This window comes from Nocardia sp. NPDC004415 (assembly GCF_053602435.1).
This window is the reverse complement of the sequence record NZ_JBSGDP010000023.1, coordinates 36195-56468: the sequence shown is the minus strand read 5'-3', so window position 1 is coordinate 56468 and position 20274 is coordinate 36195. Positions and strand designations below refer to the sequence as shown.

General features: G+C 69.8%; 16 protein-coding genes. 15 read left to right on the top strand and 1 reads right to left on the bottom strand.

Annotation, left to right across the window (positions count from 1 at the left end; all coding sequences use genetic code 11):
* The first annotated feature begins 5 nt into the window (after positions 1 to 5).
* The 15 genes from ACWEMY_RS13835 to ACWEMY_RS13765 all read left to right on the top strand — a co-directional run bounded on the left by ACWEMY_RS13835 (position 6) and on the right by ACWEMY_RS13765 (position 19503).
* Positions 6 to 386, top strand: coding sequence for an NADH-quinone oxidoreductase subunit A (locus ACWEMY_RS13835; RefSeq protein ID WP_375927453.1), 381 nt, complete (start codon positions 6 to 8; stop codon positions 384 to 386).
* Positions 387 to 396: 10 nt separating this feature from the next.
* A complete protein-coding gene (locus tag ACWEMY_RS13830) occupies positions 397 to 951 on the top strand; it encodes a NuoB/complex I 20 kDa subunit family protein (protein ID WP_278262302.1) in 555 nt (184 codons plus the stop codon).
* On the top strand, positions 948 to 1706 hold the full coding sequence (locus tag ACWEMY_RS13825; RefSeq protein ID WP_452390304.1) for an NADH-quinone oxidoreductase subunit C: 759 nt from the start codon (positions 948 to 950) through the stop codon (positions 1704 to 1706). The genes ACWEMY_RS13830 and ACWEMY_RS13825 overlap by 4 nt, the downstream gene beginning before the upstream one ends.
* Positions 1706 to 3019: an NADH dehydrogenase (quinone) subunit D gene (nuoD, locus tag ACWEMY_RS13820; protein WP_452390303.1), complete on the top strand. Its 1314-nt coding sequence runs from the start codon at positions 1706 to 1708 to the stop codon at positions 3017 to 3019. Before ACWEMY_RS13825 ends, nuoD begins: the two co-directional genes overlap by 1 nt.
* Complete coding sequence (gene nuoE, locus ACWEMY_RS13815; RefSeq protein ID WP_452390302.1) at positions 3016 to 3723, top strand: NADH-quinone oxidoreductase subunit NuoE; 708 nt, start codon at positions 3016 to 3018, stop codon at positions 3721 to 3723. Before nuoD ends, nuoE begins: the two co-directional genes overlap by 4 nt.
* Entirely contained in the window at positions 3720 to 5042 is a 1323-nt protein-coding gene (nuoF, locus tag ACWEMY_RS13810; RefSeq protein ID WP_452390301.1) for an NADH-quinone oxidoreductase subunit NuoF, read from the top strand. Before nuoE ends, nuoF begins: the two co-directional genes overlap by 4 nt.
* A complete protein-coding gene (locus tag ACWEMY_RS13805) occupies positions 5039 to 7498 on the top strand; it encodes an NADH-quinone oxidoreductase subunit G (RefSeq protein ID WP_452390300.1) in 2460 nt (819 codons plus the stop codon). Before nuoF ends, ACWEMY_RS13805 begins: the two co-directional genes overlap by 4 nt.
* Positions 7491 to 9272 carry an NADH-quinone oxidoreductase subunit NuoH gene (gene nuoH, locus ACWEMY_RS13800; protein ID WP_452390299.1) on the top strand — a complete coding sequence of 594 codons (1782 nt, stop codon included), beginning with the start codon at positions 7491 to 7493 and terminating at the stop codon, positions 9270 to 9272. Before ACWEMY_RS13805 ends, nuoH begins: the two co-directional genes overlap by 8 nt.
* Positions 9269 to 10090 (top strand): NADH-quinone oxidoreductase subunit J, encoded by an 822-nt coding sequence (locus tag ACWEMY_RS13795; protein WP_452390298.1) that lies wholly within the window; start codon positions 9269 to 9271, stop codon positions 10088 to 10090. The genes nuoH and ACWEMY_RS13795 overlap by 4 nt, the downstream gene beginning before the upstream one ends.
* Entirely contained in the window at positions 10087 to 10386 is a 300-nt protein-coding gene (gene nuoK, locus ACWEMY_RS13790; protein ID WP_336082477.1) for an NADH-quinone oxidoreductase subunit NuoK, read from the top strand. The genes ACWEMY_RS13795 and nuoK overlap by 4 nt, the downstream gene beginning before the upstream one ends.
* A 1-nt stretch (position 10387) precedes the next feature.
* The gene (nuoL, locus tag ACWEMY_RS13785) at positions 10388 to 12274 is read left to right on the top strand and encodes an NADH-quinone oxidoreductase subunit L (protein ID WP_452390297.1); all 1887 of its coding nucleotides are present in this window, start codon (positions 10388 to 10390) and stop codon (positions 12272 to 12274) included.
* The gene (locus tag ACWEMY_RS13780; RefSeq protein WP_452390296.1) at positions 12271 to 13893 is read left to right on the top strand and encodes an NADH-quinone oxidoreductase subunit M; all 1623 of its coding nucleotides are present in this window, start codon (positions 12271 to 12273) and stop codon (positions 13891 to 13893) included. Before nuoL ends, ACWEMY_RS13780 begins: the two co-directional genes overlap by 4 nt.
* The gene (gene nuoN / locus ACWEMY_RS13775; protein ID WP_452390295.1) at positions 13890 to 15512 is read left to right on the top strand and encodes an NADH-quinone oxidoreductase subunit NuoN; all 1623 of its coding nucleotides are present in this window, start codon (positions 13890 to 13892) and stop codon (positions 15510 to 15512) included. The genes ACWEMY_RS13780 and nuoN overlap by 4 nt, the downstream gene beginning before the upstream one ends.
* Positions 15512 to 16135, top strand: a complete 624-nt coding sequence (locus ACWEMY_RS13770) for a class I SAM-dependent methyltransferase (protein ID WP_452390294.1) — start codon at positions 15512 to 15514, stop codon at positions 16133 to 16135. Before nuoN ends, ACWEMY_RS13770 begins: the two co-directional genes overlap by 1 nt.
* 71 nt (positions 16136 to 16206) lie before the next feature.
* Entirely contained in the window at positions 16207 to 19503 is a 3297-nt protein-coding gene (locus ACWEMY_RS13765; RefSeq protein ID WP_452390293.1) for a hypothetical protein, read from the top strand.
* 15 nt (positions 19504 to 19518) lie between these two features.
* Here ACWEMY_RS13765 and ACWEMY_RS13760 read toward each other — a convergent pair whose 3' ends face one another.
* A complete protein-coding gene (locus tag ACWEMY_RS13760) occupies positions 19519 to 20244 on the bottom strand; it encodes an SDR family NAD(P)-dependent oxidoreductase (protein ID WP_452390292.1) in 726 nt (241 codons plus the stop codon).
* Between the last annotated feature and the right edge of the window lie 30 nt (positions 20245 to 20274).

Genomic DNA, 20274 nt, shown 5'->3' with positions numbered 1-20274 from the left:
CAGTCGTGAATATCGAGGTGCCCGCACTCGTACTCGGCGCCATCGCCGCGGCGTTCGCCGTGTTCTCCGTCGTCATGGCGGCGCTGGTCGGCCCCAAACGCACCAACCGGGCCAAACTCGAACCCTACGAATGCGGCATCGAGCCGACACCGCACGCCATCGCGGGTGGGCCGGGAAACGCCACCGGGCAGCGCTTTCCGGTCAAGTACTACCTGACGGCGATGCTGTTCATCATCTTCGACATCGAGATCGTCTTCCTCTACCCGTGGGCCGTGCATTTCGACGCGCTCGGGCTGTTCGGTCTCGCCGCGATGGCGCTGTTCATCGTCAATGTGTCCGTCGCCTACGCCTACGAGTGGCGCCGCGGCGGCCTCAGCTGGGAATGAGTGGGAAATTATGGGTCTCGAAGAGAAACTGCCCAGCGGGTTCCTGCTGAGCACCGTCGAAGATTTCGCCGGCTACCTGCGCAAAGGCTCGGTCTGGCCCGCCACCTTCGGGCTGGCGTGCTGCGCGATCGAGATGATGGCCACCGGCGCCGGACGATTCGACATCGCCCGCTTCGGCATGGAAGCCTTCCGCGCCTCCCCCCGCCAGGCCGATCTGATGATCGTCGCCGGGCGGGTCAGCCAGAAGATGGCACCGGTGCTGCGGCAGGTCTACGACCAGATGACCGAACCCAAATGGGTGCTCGCCATGGGCGTGTGCGCGTCCTCGGGCGGCATGTTCAACAACTACGCGATCGTGCAGGGCGTCGACCACGTCGTCCCCGTCGACATCTACCTGCCCGGCTGCCCGCCGCGCCCGGAGATGCTGCTCAACGCGATCCTCGCGCTGCACGCCAAGATCGCCGAGATGCCGCTGGGCGTGAACCGGGAAGAAGCGGTGCGCGCCGCCGAACAGGCCGCGCTGGCCAGCACCCCCACCATCCGGATGGAGGGCCTGCTGCGATGACCTTCGACGCACCCGACGGCGCCGACACCCCTGCGGGACAGGACGTTCCGCAGGAATCGACCCCGCCCACGCCGTCGCAGCCCGCACCCGCCGAGGACGAGGTGATCGGTACCCGCCACGGCATGTTCGGTGTCAGCGGCACCGGCGACACCTCCGGTTACGGCGGACTCGTCACCCCGGTCACCCTGCCCGCGGGCACCCCACCGCCCTACGGCGGCTGGTTCGACGCCTTCGTCGGCACCGTGCGCGCCGCGCTCACCCAGCGCGTGATCGCCTTCGACAGTGTGGTGGAGAAGATCGTCGTCTTCCGCGACGAGATCACCCTGCACGTCTACCGCGAACACCTCGTCGCGGTCGCGAGCGCCCTGCGCGACGACTCCGCGCTGCGGTTCGAGCTGTGCCTGGGCGTCAACGGCGTGCACTACCCCGACGACGAAGGCCGTGAACTGCACGCGGTCTATCACCTGATGTCGATCACCCACAACCGCCGGGTACGCCTGGAAGTGTCGGCACCCGACGCCGATCCGCACATCCCGTCGCTGTTCGCGGTGTATCCGACCACCGACTGGCACGAACGCGAAACCTACGACTTCTTCGGCATCCTCTTCGACGGGCACCCCTCCCTGACCCGCATCACGATGCCCGACGACTGGCGCGGTCACCCCCAGCGCAAGGACTACCCGCTCGGCGGGATCCCGGTGGAGTACAAGGGCGCGCGGATACCGCCGCCCGACGAGCGGAGGACCTACAGCTGATGACCGACACCGATTTCCGCCGCGGCGAACCGCAGGTCGTCACCGTCGCAGGCCAGGACTGGGACCAGGTCAGCGAGGTGATCGAGGGCGTGGGCGAAGAACGCATCGTGGTCAACATGGGCCCGCAGCATCCCTCCACGCACGGGGTGCTGCGGCTGATCCTCGAGATCGAAGGCGAAACCGTCACCGAGGCCCGCTGCGGCATCGGCTACCTGCACACCGGCATCGAGAAAAACCTCGAATTCCGCACCTGGACCCAGGGCGTCACCTTCGTCACCCGGATGGACTACCTGTCCCCGTTCTTCAACGAGACCGCCTACTGCCTGGGCGTGGAGAAACTGCTCGGCATCACCGACGACATCCCCGAACGCGCCACCGTGGTGCGGGTGCTGCTGATGGAGCTCAACCGCATCTCCTCGCACCTGGTGGCGCTGGCCACCGGCGGCATGGAGCTGGGCGCGCTCACCCCGATGCTGTTCGGATTCCGGGAACGCGAACTGATCCTCGACGTCTTCGAAGCCATCACCGGACTGCGGATGAACCACGCGTTCATCCGCCCCGGCGGCCTCGCCCAGGACCTGCCCGACGACGGCGTCACCAAGGTCCGCGAACTGCTCGACCTGCTGCCCGGCCGGTTGCGCGACATGGAACACCTGCTCACCGCCAACCCGATCTGGAAGAAACGCACCCGCGACATCGGCTACCTCGACCTCACCGGCTGCATGGCACTCGGCATCACCGGCCCGGTGCTGCGCGCCACCGGCCTGCCGCACGACCTGCGCAAGTCCGCCCCCTACTGCGGCTACGAGAACTACGAATTCGACATCCCCACCCACACCGGCTGCGACTGCTACGGCCGCTACCTCATCCGCATCGCCGAGATGGGCGAGTCGATCAAGATCGTCGAGCAGTGTCTGGACAAGCTGCGGCCCGGACCGGTGATGATCGACGACAAGAAGATCGCCTGGCCCGCCGACCTGGAGCTGGGCCCCGACGGCCTCGGCAACTCGCCCCGCCACATCGGCAAGATCATGGGCACCTCGATGGAGTCGCTGATCCACCATTTCAAGATCGTCACCGAAGGCATCAGAGTGCCTGCGGGACAGGTCTATTCGGCGGTCGAGTCGCCGCGTGGCGAGCTGGGCGTGCACATGGTCAGCGACGGCACCACCCGTCCCTACCGGGTGCACTACCGCGACCCGTCGTTCACCAATCTGCAGGCCGTGGCCGCGATGTGCGAGGGCGGCATGGTCGCCGACGTCATCGCGGCCGTCGCCAGCATCGACCCCGTCATGGGAGGGGTAGACCGATGACGAGCACACCCATCCTTCTGAACCTCACCACCCGCCCCGAACCGTATCCGCCGCACGTGCGGCAGCGTCTCGAGTTGGACGCGAAAGAGGTCATCGCCCGCTACCCGCACCCCCGGTCGGCCCTGCTGCCGCTGCTGCACCTGGTGCAGGCCGAAGAGGGCTGTGTCACCGGCACCGGCATCGATTTCTGTGCCGACCACCTCGGGCTCACCGGCGCCGAGGTCACCGCGGTGGCCACCTTCTACTCGATGTACCGGCGCACCCCGACCGGCGACTACCACGTCGGTGTCTGTACCAACACGCTGTGCGCGGTGCTCGGCGGCGACGCCATCTACGCCACGCTGCAACAGCATCTGGGTATCGGACACGGGCAGACCACCGAGGACGGCGCGATCACCCTCGAGCACATCGAGTGCAACGCCGCCTGCGACTACGCGCCGGTCATGATGGTGAACTGGGAGTTCTTCGACAACCAGACCCCCGAATCCGCCGTCGCGATCACCGACGCCCTGCGCGCCGGGCACCAGGTGCGGCCGACTCGCGGCGCGCCCCTGTGCACATTCCGCGAGACCGCCCGCATCCTCGCCGGCTTCCCTGACGAACGCCCCGACGCTCTCGAGGGCGCCCCGGGTGCGGCGACCCTGGCCGGTCTGCACGCCGCCGAAGCCGACGACGACGCCACCGGGCAGGGGGACCCGCGATGACCCTGACCCCGGTACTCAGCGCCCACTGGGCCGAACCCCGGTCGTGGACGCTCGACCGCCACACCGCCACCGGCGGCTACGAGGGCCTGCGCGCCGCCCTGCGCATGGCCCCCGACGAGGTGATCCAGACCGTCAAGGACGCCGGGCTGCGCGGCCGCGGCGGCGCCGGTTTCCCCACCGGCATGAAATGGTCGTTCATCCCGCAGGGTCCCGGCCCCGACGGCACCACGAAACCGCACTACCTCGTCGTCAACGCCGACGAATCCGAACCCGGCACCTGCAAAGACATCCCGCTCATGCTGGCCACCCCGCACACCCTCATCGAGGGCGTGATCATCGCCGCCTACGCCATTCGCGCGCAGACCGCGTTCATCTACGTGCGCGGGGAAGTCGTGCCGGTGCTGCGCAGACTGCAAGCCGCGGTCGCCGAGGCGTATGCGGCGGGGTTCCTCGGGCGCGACATCCTCGGTTCGGGCGTGGATCTGGAGCTGATCGTGCACGCCGGGGCAGGCGCCTACATCTGCGGGGAGGAGACCGCGCTGCTCGATTCGCTCGAGGGCAGGCGCGGCCAGCCCCGCTTGCGACCGCCGTTTCCCGCGGTGGCGGGCCTGTACGCGTGCCCGACGGTGGTCAACAATGTCGAATCCATCGCCAGTGTGCCCTCGATCCTGCGTCACGGCACCGAATGGTTCCGGTCGATGGGTTCGGACAAGTCGCCCGGGTTCACGCTGTACTCGCTGTCGGGGCATGTCGCCCGGCCCGGCCAGTACGAGGCGCCGCTGGGCATCACGCTGCGGGACCTGCTCGGCTACGCCGGTGGCGTACGGGCCGGGCACACGCTGAAATTCTGGACCCCCGGCGGGTCATCGACACCGCTGTTCACCGCCGAACACCTCGACGTGCCACTGGACTACGAAGGTGTCGCCGCCGCCGGGTCCATGCTCGGTACCAAGGCGCTGCAGATCTTCGACGACAGCACCTGTGTCGTGCGGGCGGTGCTGCGCTGGACCGAGTTCTACGCCCACGAATCGTGCGGTAAATGCACCCCGTGCCGGGAAGGCACCTACTGGCTGGTGCAGTTGCTGCGCGATCTGGAGGCGGGCCGGGGCAGCGAGGCCGATCTGGCCAAGCTCGCCGATATCGCAGACAACATCAACGGCAAGTCGTTCTGCGCGCTCGGCGACGGCGCGGCCAGCCCGATCTTCTCCTCGCTGAAGTACTTCCGCGAGGAATACCTCGAACATCAGCGCCGCGGCGGGTGCCCGTTCGATCCGGCCCGCGCCACGGTGTGGGCCCCGGCAGAGGGAGGCATCCGATGACGGCCATCGCCCCGGGCAACAGCAGCGGCGTGGTCCCCGCCGACCTGGTGAGTGTCACCATCGACGACACCACCATTCAGGTCCCCGCGGGCACCCTGCTGATCCGCGCCGCCGAACTCATCGGCGTGCAGATCCCCCGCTTCTGCGACCACCCGCTGCTCGAACCGGTCGGCGCCTGCCGCCAGTGCCTGGTCGAGGTCGAAGGGCAGCGCAAACCGGTGGCCTCCTGCACGATCCCGGTCACCGACGGCATGGTCGCCCACACCCAGCTCAGCTCGCCGGTCGCGGAGAAGGCGCAGCGCGGGGTGATGGAACTGCTGCTGATCAACCACCCCCTGGACTGCCCGGTGTGCGACAAGGGCGGTGAATGCCCGCTGCAGAACCAGGCGATGTCCACCGGCAGCGCCGAATCCCGGTTCGAGGGTGAGAAACGTACCTATCCGAAGCCGATCCCGTTGTCGTCGGCGGTGCTGCTGGACCGGGAACGGTGTGTGCTGTGCGCGCGCTGTACCCGGTTCTCCCAGCAGGTGGCCGGTGACCCGTTCATCGAGTTGATGGATCGTGGTGCGCTGCAACAGGTCGGCATCGCCCAGGCCGAACCGCTCGACTCGTACTTCTCCGGCAACACCGTCCAGATCTGCCCGGTCGGTGCGCTCACCGGCACGTCCTACCGGTTCCGGGCCCGCCCGTTCGACCTGGTCTCCACCCCGAGCGTCTGCGAGCACTGTGCCTCGGGCTGCGCGCAGCGCACCGACCACCGGCGCGGAAAGGTGCTGCGCCGTCTGGCCGGTGACGACCCGCAGGTCAACGAGGAATGGAACTGCGACAAGGGCCGGTGGGCTTTCGCCTACGCCACCGAACGCGACCGGCTGACCACCCCGCTGGTCCGTGGCTGGGACGGCGTGCTCGCGCCGGCGTCCTGGCCCGAGGCGCTCGCCGCCGCCGCGACCGGGCTGCGTGCCGCCATCGGCAACGCCGGGGTGCTGGTGGGTGGACGGGTCACCGAGGAGGAGGCCTACGCCTACGGCAAGTTCGCGCGAATGGTGCTGGCCACCAACGACATCGACTTCCGCAGCCGGGTCCACTCCGAGGAGGAGGAACGATTCCTGGCCGCGCGGATCGCCGGACGCGGGATACGGGTCGACTATCAGGCACTGAGTCAGGCGCCGGTGGTGCTGCTCGTCGGATTCGAACCCGAGGAAGAATCACCGATCGTCTATCTGCGGTTGCGCAAGGCCGCCAGGAAGAACCGGCTGCGAGTGGTGTCGCTGGCCCCGTTCGCCTCCCGCGGGCTGGAACGTCTCGCCGGGGCACTCATCCAGACCCCGCCGTGCGGTGAGGCCGACGTCCTCGCCGCGATCGGCGCCGAAACCTCCCCCGACGCCACCGAACTCATGGACCTGCTGCGCACACCCGGTGCGGTGATCATGGCCGGTGAACGGCTCGCGGGCAGCCCCGGCGCGCTCTCGGCGGTCATCCGGTTGGCCGACGCTACCGGCGCCGGGCTCGCCTGGGTGCCGCGGCGGGCCGGGGAACGCGGCGCACTGGAAGCCGGTGCCCTGCCGAGTCTGCTGCCCGGCGGGCGTCCCGTCATCGATCCGGCGGCCCGCCAGCAGGTTCGGCACCGCTGGCAGTCCGACGAACTGCCGGTCAGCCTGGGCCGCGACACCGCGGGCATCCTCGCCAACGCCCCGCAGGCCGGGGCACTGGTCATCGGTGGCGTCGATCCGGCCGATCTGCCCGATCCGGCGGCCGCGCTGGCCGCCATCGACGCCGCGCGGTTCGTCGTCAGCCTGGAGATCCGCCACAGCGCCGTCACCGAACGCGCCGATGTCGTGTTCCCGGTCGCGACCGCCATGGAGAAGTCGGGCACCTTCCGCACCTGGGAGGGCAGGGCGCGCCCGTTCGCGGCGGCCCCGCTCGACACCACGCGCCGCGTCGCCGCCCCGCTCTCGGACCTGCGGGTGCTGCATTCGCTGGCCGCCGAGATGGGCGTCGGGATCGGCCTGCCCGACGCCGCCGCCGCACGGACCGAACTGGACGCGTTGGGCGCCTGGAACGGTGACCCGGTCAGCGTTCCCGACCACACCAGCCAGACCCGCCCCGCGCCCGGCCCCGGCACCGCAGTGCTCGCCGGCTGGCGGATGCTGCTCGACGCGGGCCGGATGCAGGACGGTGAACCGAACCTCGCCGGCGTCGCGCGGCCACCGGTGGCACGGCTCTCGGCCGCCACGGCCGCCGAGATCGAGGCCGCCGACGCCGATCACGTCATCGTCTACACCGACCGTGGTGAGATCACCGTCCCGCTGATGATCACCGACCTGCCCGACCGGGTCGTGTGGCTGCCGCTGCACTCGCCCGGTTCCACGGTCGCCGCCGAACTCGGGGTGACGCCCGGCGCCGTCGTGCGTCTGCGCCGCGCCGACGACAGGATGAAGGAACACCGTCATGAGTGATTCCGTGCGCTACCTCGCGGCCGACGCGGTCTTCGGCACCGACCCGCTGTGGCTGGTGATCGTCAAAGCGCTGGGCGTGTTCGTGTACCTGATGCTCGTGCCGCTCATCGCCGTGTTCGCCGAACGCCGTGTGGTGGCACGCATGCAGATGCGGTTGGGCCCCAACCGGCTCGGGCCCGGCGGGATGCTGCAGTCCATCGCCGACGGCGTGAAGATGGCGCTCAAGGAAGACATCGTCCCGGCCCTGGTGGACAAGCCGATCTTCGTGCTGGCCCCGATCATCTCGGTGATCCCGGCGTTCATGGCGTTCGCGGTGATCCCGTTCGGTCCCGAGGTGTCGATCTTCGGCACCCGCACCCCGTTGCAGCTCACCGACATGCCCGTCGGCGTGCTCTACATCCTGGCCATCACCTCGATCGGTGTCTACGGCATCGTGCTGGCGGGCTGGTCGTCGAACTCCACCTATCCGCTGCTGGGTGGCCTGCGTTCGACCGCGCAGGTGATCTCCTACGAGATCGCCATGGCACTGACCTTCGCCACGGTGTTCCTGCTCTCGGGCACCATGGCGACCTCGGGCATCGTGTCCGCACAGGAAGGCACCTGGTACGCCTTCCTGCTGCTGCCCTCGTTCCTGATCTACTGCGTGGCCATGGTCGGTGAGACCAACCGCGCCCCCTTCGATCTGCCCGAAGCCGAAGGCGAACTCGTCGGCGGCTTCCACACCGAGTACTCGTCGCTGAAGTTCGCCATGTTCATGCTGGCCGAATACGTCAACATGGCCACGGTCTCGGCGCTGGCCACCACCCTGTTCCTGGGTGGCTGGCGGGCACCGTTCCCGATCAGCCTGTGGGAGGGCGCCAATTCCGGCTGGTGGCCGCTGCTGTGGTTCACGATCAAGGTGTGGACGTTCCTGTTCGTGTTCGTCTGGCTGCGCGGCACCCTCCCGCGCCTGCGCTACGACCAGTTCATGAATCTGGGCTGGAAACTGCTCATCCCGACCTCGCTGGTGTGGGTGATGATCGTCGCCGCCGCCCGGGTCCTCGACATCGAGGGCATCCCCGGCCAGAACGCGATCCTCGTCGGTGTCGGCGTGGTGATCACCGCGGCGCTCATCGCGACATTCCTGCGGGCGGGACGAGATCGAGGACTACCGCCGCTGCCGCAGCCCGAACCCGCGAAAACGGCGGTCTTCCTCGGGTTCCCGGTGCCGCCGATGCCGCCACGTCAGGTATCCGCGGAACCCGAGGTCGGGCTGCTCGAACCGCTGGCGGGCTTCGCGGTCACCGCCGCCACCATGTTCAAGAAGCCCAACACCGAGTCCTATCCCGAACAGAAGGTGCCGACCGCGCCGCGCTATCACGGCCGCCACCAGCTCAACCGGTACGCCGACGGGCTCGAGAAATGCATCGGCTGCGAACTGTGCGCGTGGGCGTGCCCCGCCGACGCCATCTATGTCGAGGGCGCCGACAACACCGAGGACGAACGGTTCTCGCCCGGTGAACGGTACGGGCGCGTCTACCAGATCAACTATCTGCGCTGCATCGGCTGCGGCCTGTGCATCGAGGCCTGCCCGACCCGTGCGCTCACCATGACCAACGAATACGAGCTCACCGACGACAACCGCGCCGACCTCATCTACGAGAAGGACCGGTTGCTGGCCCCGATGGAGCCGGGAATGGCCGCCCCGCCGCACGCGATGGCGCCCGGTACCGACGCCGGTGACTACTACCTGGGCCGCGTGCAGCCCCCGGCATCGGAGGAGGTGCTGCGATGACCACCGCACATGTACTGGCCGCCGAGATCGCGAACACCTCCACCGGCGAAGCGGTGCTGTTCTGGGTGCTGGCCCCGATCGCGGTGCTCGGCGCGCTCGGCATGGTGACCGCCGCCAAGGCCGTGCGTTCGGCGCTGTGCCTGGCCGCCACCATGATCGCGCTGGCCGTGTTCTACATCGCCCAGGGCGCGCTGTTCCTCGGCGTCGTGCAGATCGTGGTCTACACCGGCGCGGTGATGATGCTGTTCCTGTTCGTGCTGATGCTGGTGGGCGTCGACTCCGCCGAATCGCTGCGGGAAACATTGCGCGGGCAGCGGATCGCCGCCGCTGTCGTGGGGCTCGGGTTCGGTCTGCTGCTCATCGGTGGGATCGGCTCGGCGTTGAGCGGCAGCGGAACCCCCTATCCCGGGCGCGGGTTCGGGGGTCGGGATGTGATCGCCGAACTGGCCGAACTGATCTTCCTGCGCTACGTGTGGGCGTTCGAGCTCACCGGCGCGCTGCTGATCACCGCGACCATCGGTGCCATGGTCCTGGCCCATCGCGAGCACTTCACCCCGCGCCGCGGCCAGCGCGAGATGTCGCGCGACCGGTTCCGCACCGCCGGACAGCGCGCGACGCCGCTGCCCACACCCGGCGTGTACGCCCGGCACAACGCGGTCGACAGCCCGGCCCAGCTGCCCGACGGGTCCTTCGAGGAACTGTCGGTGAGCACCATCCTGCGTCACCGCCGCACCCGCGCCCACACCGAGGCCGCCGCGCTCTCGGTGGGCGCGGGCCGCGACGTCACCCCGACGGCCGACGAGGAAGGCACCCGGTGAACCCCCAGAACTACCTGTTCCTGTCTGCGCTGCTGTTCACCATCGGCGCCGCCGGAGTGCTGTTGCGCCGCAACGCGATCGTGGTGTTCATGTGCATCGAGCTGATGCTCAACGCGGTGAATCTGGCCTTCGTCACCTTCGCCCGGCTGCACAGCAACCTCGACGGACAGGTGATCGCGTTCTTCACCATGGTCGTGGCCGCCGCCGAGGTCGTGGTCGGTCTGGCGATCATCATGACGATCTTCCGTGCCCGCCGGTCGACCTCGGTCGACACCGCCAACCTGCTGAAGTTCTGACATGGGTACCGCAACGTTGTGGCTGCTGCCCGCCCTGCCGCTGGCGGGCGCGATCCTGTTGTTGCTGCTCGGGCGCCGCGCCGACCGCTGGGGCGTGTACCTGGGGACCGCCGCCGCGCTGGCCTCGTTCGCGATCGCGGTGGTCGCGTTCGCCGAGATGCTCGGCCGCGCCGACGCCGACCGCGCGATCCACCTGCAACTGTTCGAATGGGTGCCCGCCGGTGCCCTGCGGGTCGGCTTCGGTCTGCAACTGGACCAGTTGTCGATCTGCTTCGCGCTGCTCATCACCGGCGTCGGCTCGCTGATCCATCTCTACTCGATCGGCTACATGAGCCACGACGAGGACAAGCGCCGCTTCTTCGGCTACCTCAACCTGTTCCTGGCCGCCATGCTGGTACTGGTCCTGGCCGACAACTTCCTGGTGCTCTACCTCGGCTGGGAAGGCGTCGGTCTCGCCTCCTACCTGCTGATCGGGTTCTGGTATCACAAGCCGTCGGCGGCCACCGCGGCCAAGAAGGCGTTCGTGGTCAACCGGGTCGGTGACATGGGTCTGGCCATCGCCATGATGACCATGTTCGCGACCTTCGGTTCCTTCGACTTCCGCACCGTGTTCGCCGCGACCCCGGGCGCGAGCGAAGGCACCCTCACCGCGATCGGGCTGCTGCTGTTGCTGGCCGCCTGCGGCAAATCCGCGCAGGTGCCGCTGCAGTCCTGGCTCGGCGACGCCATGGAGGGCCCCACCCCGGTCTCGGCGCTCATCCACGCCGCCACCATGGTCACCGCCGGTGTCTACCTGATCGCCCGCGCCAACCCGATCTACGATCTCGCGCCGAACGCCCGCCTCGCGGTCCTCGCCGTCGGCGCGGTGACATTGCTGTTCGGCGCGATCATCGGCTGCGCCAAGGACGACATCAAGAAGGCGCTGGCCGCCTCCACCATGAGCCAGATCGGGTACATGATCCTGGCCGTCGGCCTCGGCCCGGCCGGGTACGCGTTCGCGATCATGCACCTGCTCACCCACGGCTTCTTCAAGGCCGGCCTGTTCCTCGGCGCCGGTTCGGTGATGCACGCGATGGACGACGAGACCGACATGCGCCGCTACGGCGGCCTGCGCACGCTCATGCCGATCACCTTCGTCACCTTCGGCCTCGGCTATCTGGCCATCATCGGGGTGCCGCCGCTGTCCGGGTTCTTCTCCAAGGACAAGATCATCGAGGCCGCCTTCGATCACGGGGGCGGTGTCGGAATCCTGCTGGGCACGGTCACGCTCGTCGGTGCCGGCCTGACCGCGTTCTACATGACCCGCGTCATGCTGATGACGTTCTTCGGGCAACGCCGCTGGCGGCCCGACACCCACCCGCACGAGGCGCCCGCGGTGATGACCGGCCCGATGATCCTGCTGGCGTTCGGTTCGGTGTTCGCCGGTGGCCTGTTCGTGTGGGGCTCCTCGCTGGTGAACTGGCTCGCGCCGGTGGTCGGCACCCACCATGCCGAGCCGGTGATCCCGGCCGCAGTGGTCACCGGGCTGGCCCTGACCGTGGTGGTGATCGGTGTCGCCGTCGCCTACCGCGCCTACGCCGAGAACCCCGTCCCCGAGACCGCGCCCGAGAAGGTGAGCGTGCTGACCACGGCCGCGCGCAAGGACCTCTACGGTGACGCGGTCAACGAGGCGGCGTTCGAGCGTCCCGGCAAATACCTGACGCGGGCGCTGGTGTTCCTCGACGCGCGTGGTGTCGACGGGATCGTCAACGGGACCGCCGCCGCGATCGGTGGGTTGTCCGCGCGAATCCGCACGGTGCAAACCGGTTTCGTGCGGTCCTATGCCCTGTCCATGTTCACCGGCGCGGCCCTGGTGGCCGCTGCCCTGCTGGCGGTGAGGTTCTGGTGAACTCGTTTCCCTGGCTGACGACGCTCTGGCTGGCCCCCGCGGTCGGCGCGGCCGCGGTCCTGCTGGTCCCCGCCGGACGACGCACCGCGGCCCGCGCGCTGGCGCTGGCGGTGTCGATCGGTGTGCTCGCGCTGGCGGTCACCCTCGCGGTGCGGTTCCAGCCCGGCGGTGAGCAGTACCAGTTCGTCGAAGCCCACGAATGGATTCCGGCGTTCGGCGTCGGTTACACGCTGGGGCTCGACGGCATCGCCACCGCCCTGGTCCTGCTCACCGCGGTCCTGCTGCCGCTGCTGATCCTGGCCGGCTGGCACGACGACCGCGCCGCCGGGGACGGCCGCAAGACCGTGCACCTGTACATGGCGTTGATGCTGCTGGTCGAGTCGATGGTGCTGATCTCGTTCCTGGCGCTGGACGTACTGCTGTTCTACATCTTCTTCGAGGCCATGCTCATCCCGATGTACTTCCTCATCGGCGGTTTCGGGCCACGCACCGACGACGCCGCAGTGCGCGCCCAACGCTCGCGCGCGGCAGTGAAGTTCCTGCTGTACAACCTGTTCGGCGGACTGATCATGCTCGCCGCGGTGATCGGGCTCTACGTGCTCACCGCCAAGGCCGGACTGGGCACCGACTCCGCGGGCACCTTCGACCTGCGCCTGATCGTCGCCGCCGTGCAGGACGGCAGCCTCGGCGGCAGCGCGGCTGTCCTCGATCTGCTGTTCCTCGGCTTCCTGTTCGCCTTCGCGGTCAAGGCGCCGCTGTGGCCGCTGCACACGTGGCTGCCCGACGCGGCGGTCTCGGCGACCCCGTCGAGCGCGGTGCTGATGATGGCGGTGGTCGACAAGGTCGGCACCTTCGGCATGCTGCGCTACTGCCTGCTGCTGTTCCCGCTAGCGTCGAGCACGTTCGCGCCCATGGTGATCACCCTGGCCGTCATCGGGATCATCTACGGTGCGCTGCTGGCGATCGGCCAGACCGATGTCATGCGCCTGATCGCCTACACCTCGATCTCACACTTCGGGTTCATCATCCTCGGCATCTTCGCCATGACCAGCCAAGCCCAATCCGGTGCCACGCTCTACATGGTCAACCACGGACTGTCCACGGCGGCACTGTTCCTCATCGCCGGGTTCCTGGTCTCGCGGCGCGGCACCCGGATGATCGCGGAGTTCGGCGGCGTGCAGAAGGTCGCACCGGTGCTGGCGGGAACGTTCTTCATCGCCGGTCTGGCCACCCTCTCATTGCCGGGGCTCGCGCCGTTCATCAGCGAATTCCTGGTCCTCGTCGGCACCTTCAGCAAATACAAGGTGGCCGCCGTGGTGGCGACCGGCGCGCTGGTGCTGGCCGCGATCTACGTGCTGTGGCTCTACCAGCGGATGATGACCGGCCCGCTGAAACAGGGCAACGAGCATCTGCGTGACCTGGTACCCCGCGAGCTGGCCGTCGTCGTGCCGTTGCTCGTGGCGCTGCTGGTGCTCGGCTTCTACCCGAAACCGATTCTCGACCTGGTGGATCCCGCCGTGGGACACACCCTCTCGACGATCGGTCAGCATGATCCCGCGCCGACGGTTCCCGCTCCCGAGGCGGGCGCGGCCATCCAGCCCGCGGGCGGACACCGATGAGGACGGACTTCGTGACCAGCAACGAGCTCGCCGCCACCCTGCCCGCACCGAGCATCGAATACCACCTGCTCGCGCCGATGCTGATCGTGTTCGCGGTCGGTGTGGTCGGTGTGCTCGTCGAAGCGTTCGTGCCGCGCCCGGCGCGCTATCCCACCCAGTTGATCCTGGGCCTCGGTGGCGTGATCGGTGCCCTGGTCGCCGTGGTGCTGCTGTCGGGGTCACGCGCCACCGCGGTGGTCGGCGCGGTCGCCGTCGACGGCGTCACCCTGTTCCTGCAGGGCACGATTCTGCTGGTCGCGCTGCTGGGGCTGCTGCTGATCGCCGAACGCGGCGCCGTCCCGCGAGCCCGCAGCGGGCCGGGCACCTGGAGCCGGGCCGCGGCCACCCTCGACCGCGGAGTGGACGCGTTCACCCCGCAGGCGTCGGCGGTGCCGGGCAGCGCCGACGAACTGGCCGCCGTGCGCGCGGGGGTGTCGACGACCGAGGTGTTCCCGCTGACCATGCTCGCGCTGGGCGGTCTGCTGCTGTTCCCGGCGTCCAACGATCTGCTGACGATGTTCGTCGCGCTGGAAGTGCTGTCGCTGCCGCTGTATCTGCTGTGCGGGCTGGCCCGACGCAGGCGGCTGCTCTCGCAGGAGGCGGCACTCAAGTACTTCCTGCTCGGCGCGTTCTCCTCGGCGTTCTTCCTCTACGGGGTCGCGCTGCTGTACGGGCAGACCGGGACGGTGTCGCTGCCGGGAATCGGCGCGGCGCTGGATCAGCAGCCCGAGGACGCGACGCTGGCGCTGCTCGGCATCGGCATGCTCGCCGTCGGCTTGCTGTTCAAGATCGGTGTCGTGCCGTTCCAGGCGTGGGTGCCCGACGTCTACCAGGGCGCGCCGACACCGATCACCGCGTTCATGGCCGCGGCCACCAAGATCGCCGCGGTCGGCGCCACCCTGCGGGTGCTGACGGTCGCCGTCGACGCGCTGCGGGACGACTGGCGGCCGGTACTGGCCGCGATCGCGGTGGCGACCATGGTGGTCGGCGCGGTCATGGCGATCACCCAGACCGACGTGAAGCGGATGCTCGCCTACTCCTCGATCGCGCACGCCGGGTTCCTGCTGGTCGGCCTGGTCGCAGCCGACGGCGCCGGGGTGGCCGCGGTGCTGTTCTATCTGCTGGCCTACGGGCTCGGCACGGTCGCCGCGTTCGCGGTGGTCACCCTGGTGCGCGATGCCTCCGGCGACGAGGCGACCGCGCTGTCGCAGTGGGCCGGGCTGGGCCGCCGGTCCCCCTGGCTGGCATCGGCGTTCGCGTTGCTGCTGCTCTCGTTCGCCGGTCTTCCGTTGACCAGCGGGTTCGTCAGCAAGTTCGCGGTCTTCGCCGCCGCGTCCGGAGCCGGGTACACCCCGCTGGTCGTCATCGGCGTGGTCTGCAGCGCGATCGCCGCGTTCTTCTACGTGCGGGTGATCGTGCTGATGTTCTTCACCGACCCGCCCACCGACGCACCGACCGTCACCGCGCCGTTCGCGACCACGCTGGTGATCGCATTCGGTGCCGGCGCGACGGTCCTGCTCGGTGTCTTCCCGCAACCGGTGCTCGACCTGGCCGAACGCTGCGCGGTGCTCGTCCGCTGATGAGCGCCGGGGATCGTCCGCCGACCAGCCACGAACGCGGCAGCGGGCAGCCGTGGGCGGCGTCCTACCTTCCCGGTCCCGCACCGTGGGACATCGGCGCACCGCAACCGGCGGTGGTCGAATTGATCGCGGCGGGCGCGTTCCACGGTGACGTCCTCGACGCCGGCTGCGGCACCGGCGACAACACGGTGGCCATCGCCGCGCACGGCCTGCGCGTACTCGGCATCGACGTCGCCGAGCCCGCCCTGGACATGGCCAGGGCGAAAGCCACCGGCCGAGGGCTCGATATCGAGTTCGCCCTCGCCGACGCGCTGCACCTGGATCGGCTGCGCCGACGCTTCGACACCGTCCTGGACTCCGCGCTGTTCCACACCTTCGACGCCGCCGAACAGGCCACCTACGCAGCGGGTCTGGCCACGATCACCGCGCCCGGGGCCACCCTCTCTCTGCTGTGCTTCAGCGATACCGGCCCGAACCCGGGGCCGCATCCGGTCAGCCGCGACGCCATCGCCGCGGCATTCGCGCCGCCCGACTGGCAGATCACCACCATCGCACCCGCCTTTCTCCGTACCCGATTCGACGAGGCGAGTCCCGCCTGGCTGGCCACCATTCGCCGCCACTGATCTGTGGCGGGCCGCCGGACGTGGTGGGGAGGGCACCGGTTGTTGTCGGACCCGGCGGCTACGGTGTCGGTATGCAAACGGGGAGTGAGCTGGTGGGTGGGGTCGCGGGAATGTCGGTGCCGCAACGAATGCGGACGCTGGCCGGTACCGCGCGGCGATTGTCGGGGACCGCGGAGCTGCAGGGGTTGCTGGCCGAGCTGGCCGCCGCCGGGCCGTACGAACGGCGCACAGCCGGGTATCTGGCCTATGTCGGTGGCGCCCGCGAGTTCCTGCTGACGCAACTCGACTCGCCGGAACAGGCTGTCGCCGGTCACGCCATGACCGCCCTGGTCCGGCTCGGGATCGCACCGCGGATCGTGCTGGAGCGGCTGCCGCAGATGTCGCGGCGTGCCCGTTACGACGTCATCCGAGTACTCGTCCGTGGCGGCCACACCCCGCTCGCCGACGCGCTGGTTCCCCTGCTGCGGGAGCGGTTCGGTGATGCCGAGGCCGCCCGGGTGCTGCCGGGATGCTCCGCGACCGCCGTCGCCGAGTGGCTGCCCGCCCTCGCCTACGCGGTCCCGAACTGGAACAGGCTCGCGCGCGCCCACATCGCGGTGATCTTCGACCATGTGCGGGAACGGTCGGTGGCCGCGGACCGCGCCGAATGGCAGGAGCTGTGGTCGCGGCTGACGGCGAATCCGGTGGCCGCCGCCGGTCACGATCCGGACGGTCTGCTGGCACTGGCCGCCGAAGCGGTCGTCTATGTGCCGCTCGCGGAGTTGAATCCGGTCGCCGGTGTGCTCGCCCGCCACGACGGTGCGGCCGTGTACCGGTTGATGCGGCATCCCAGCGGCAACGGCCAAGTGCTCGCGGGCCCGGCACTGTGGCGGGCATTGCACACGCTGCCCGACGACGACCTGCGCGAACTGTATCTGGCCTACCCGCAGGGCATCCGGCGCCGTTTCCTGCACACGATGCCGCCCTCGCGACGCGCCTCGATGGCGGCCGCCGACCTCGCGCGCCCCGGCAGCGCTCCGGCCGATGTCGACACCGCCCTACTCGACGAACTGCCCGCCCCCGCCCGCCACACAGTGGTCGAGGAGCTGCTGTCGCGCCCGGGCGCCACGGATGTTCCCGAAGTCAGCGACCAGCTGTCCGCACGTCTGCCCTGGGCGCAGGCGCGGCCCGCGCTGGTCGAAGCCGTGCGGCGGCCCACCGCCGAGGAACGGGCACGGGCGTACCCGCTGCTGGTCACCGCCGCCGCGGGCAGCCGCGATCCCGCCGCCGTCACCGACCTGCTCGGCCTGCTCACCCGGACCCGCAACGAACAGGACCCGGTGCGCTCGCGCGTCGTGCAGGCGCTGCTCACGGTCCCGATGCGGCTGTGGACCCCGGCGCATCTGCCCGCGCTCGAGCAGATCGCCACCGACGCGCTGCAAGCCCGCGACCGGTCGTGGGCGACGACCACCGCCGTATCGACCCTGGCGCGCACTCTGCTCCTATGCGGCAGCCGCGCGGACGACCGCGCCTTCACCGACACCGCGCTGCGCGTGTTCACCCGGCTGGCCGCGGTGACCAGCACACCGAATCTGTCGGGCCTGCACCGTGATCTGCCACGCGGCGCCGAACACCGCCTCGTCGACGCGCTGCGCGAGCGCCTGGCCGCCGACGCCGAACGTGACACCTGGGACCTGTGCCTGGCCCTGGCCGACGGGCTCGCCCACCGCGCCTACGACATCCCCGAGCTGCAACAGCTGCTCGTGCGTGCGGCCCGCTCGACCTCCGACGCCACCGTACGCCGCGCGGTGCGGCTCGCCCTGGCCGCACCCGCCACCCGCGACACCCACCTCGACACCCTCCTGGCCCACGACCGCTCGCTGATCACCCTGCCCGAAATCCAGCACCAGATCGGGATGCGCCGCACCGACCTGCTCGACACCCTCCTCGACACCACCACCCCCGGCCGTTTCCTGCCCGCGAACGTGGTGTTCGTGCCCATGTTCCACAGCGGTTTCGTCCGCTGGTCCCAGCACCATCTCGACCAGTACGCGCGGCTGCTCGACGGCCACGCCCGCAATCACGCCACCCAGCCGTACCAGCAGGCGACGGCGGTGCGCGCGCTGGGCACGCTGCCGGGCAGCTTCGCCCGCGTGAGCTGGTTCGTCGACCACGGTGAGCTCGTCACCGCCGAAGCGGCGCTCACCGCGCTGGGTGGCAGCGACGAACCCGAGCGGGCGGTCGCACTGCTGGCCGGTCACGTCGACGGCGACCGGGCCCGGGTCGCGGTCAGCAGTATCGCGGCCTGCGCCCCGGCACTGCCGCCGCACCGTGTGTCGACCGCGATCGCGCCCTTGCTCGCGTCCCGCAAGATCACCGCGGTGAAGGAAGGGGTCCGTCTGCTCGCCTCGTTGCGCGCCCCGGACGCGACCGCAGTGATCGCCGAACTGGCCCAGCGTCCGGACGCGCACCGGGATGTGCGCCGGGCGGCCGTATTCGGCACCCGGTTCCTGCTCGACCAGGAACAAGCGTGGACACTGCTCGGCCAGGCTGCCACCGAGCCGGAGGTGGCGAGCGCGATCCTCGATATCCGGCCGTCTCTGGTGCCGGTCCCGCAACGCAGGCGGTTCGCGGCCTTCGTCCGTGATCTGGCCGCACAGACCGATCCGCGGCTGGCCGGTCCCGCGCTCGCCGCGGTGAGTGGGTGGCAGCGCTGGGCGGCACCGGGCACCGATGACGTGATCCTCGACCAGCTCACCGATCTCGACCGGGTCGGGGTGTGGCAGGCCGCGATGCACGCCCTGCTGGCGGGTGTGCGGCAATCCGGTGACTGCACCGCCCTGTCGGCCGCGGTCCTGCGGCTGCGGGCCGACGAGTTCACCGCGCCGGGCCGGGATCTGCCCGCCCACCAACGCCTGTCGGCGTTGCTGAGCTCGTTCCTGCCGCTGGTGCGCACCATCGACGAACTGCGGCCGTCGGCCGCGACGGTGACCGCGCTGCTGGCCGACGACCCACTCTGGCACGACAAGCTGATCGCGCTCACCATGGCCGCGGTGCGCTGGACCGAGCCCGCCGAGATCGTCACCCTCGTCGACACACTCACCCCGTATGCCACCGGCGCCCTGGTGACCAGTCCGGCCGGTTATCTGCCCCGGCGTCTCCCGGCCGCTCTCACCGCCACCGACCTGGAGGTCCTGCGCACGATCACCGCCGAGCTGGCAACCCGTCCCGCACCCGCCGCGGCATTGGTGGCCCTCACGATCGTCGGCAGATGCGGCACCCAGCGCGGTTGGTCGAGCGACTGGGTCGACGTCTTGTCCTCGCTGCGAAGGCATTCCGGCCCCGACGTCCGCCGCGCCGCACACGCCCTGTTCACCGAGCACGAGTAAGCACCGGGGCACCCGTCACCACGGCACTGTTCCGGCGTCGTCGAAGAACCCGCCGGTCGCTCCGCCGTCGGGCAGGGTGGCGAGCCGGATCGCGATGGCCGCACCCTGCTGCGTGGTGCGGGTGCCGCGAAACCCGTTGAGGTCGGTGGCGGTGAAGCCCGGACAGACCGAGTTGATCAAGATGCCGGTATCGGCCAGTTCCTCGGCGTAGCGGAGGGTGAGCGCGTTGAGGAAGGTCTTGGAGGCCGCGTAGACGGCGGGAACCGGGCCCATGTCGATACCGGGTGTGGTCTGTAGGGCGAGCGAGCCCACGCTGCTGGACACGGTGACGATCCGCGGCGCGGCCGAAACACGCAACATCGGCAGCATCGCGTTGGTGACCCGGACGACCCCGATCACATTGGTTTCCACCACCGTCCGCACGGTCGCGGGGTCGACGGTGGTCGGTGTCTGCGGCACACCGCCGGTGATCGCGGCATTGTTGACCAGAACATCGAGCCCGCCGGCATGACCAGCGAGGAAATCGGCCGCCGCGGCCACACTGTCGTCGTCGGTCACATCGAGCGGCACCCCGAACGCGTCCGCCCCGGCCGCGCGCAGCTTCGCCACCGCGGTGTCGCGGCGGTGCCGATCGCGCGCGCCCACCCCGACTCGCCAGCCCAGCGCGCCGAGCCCGGCGGCGATCTCGTAGCCGATTCCCTTGTTCGCGCCGGTCACCAGCGCGATCGTCTGTTCACTCACCCTGCCGATCCTGCTGGGGCGGCGCGGACG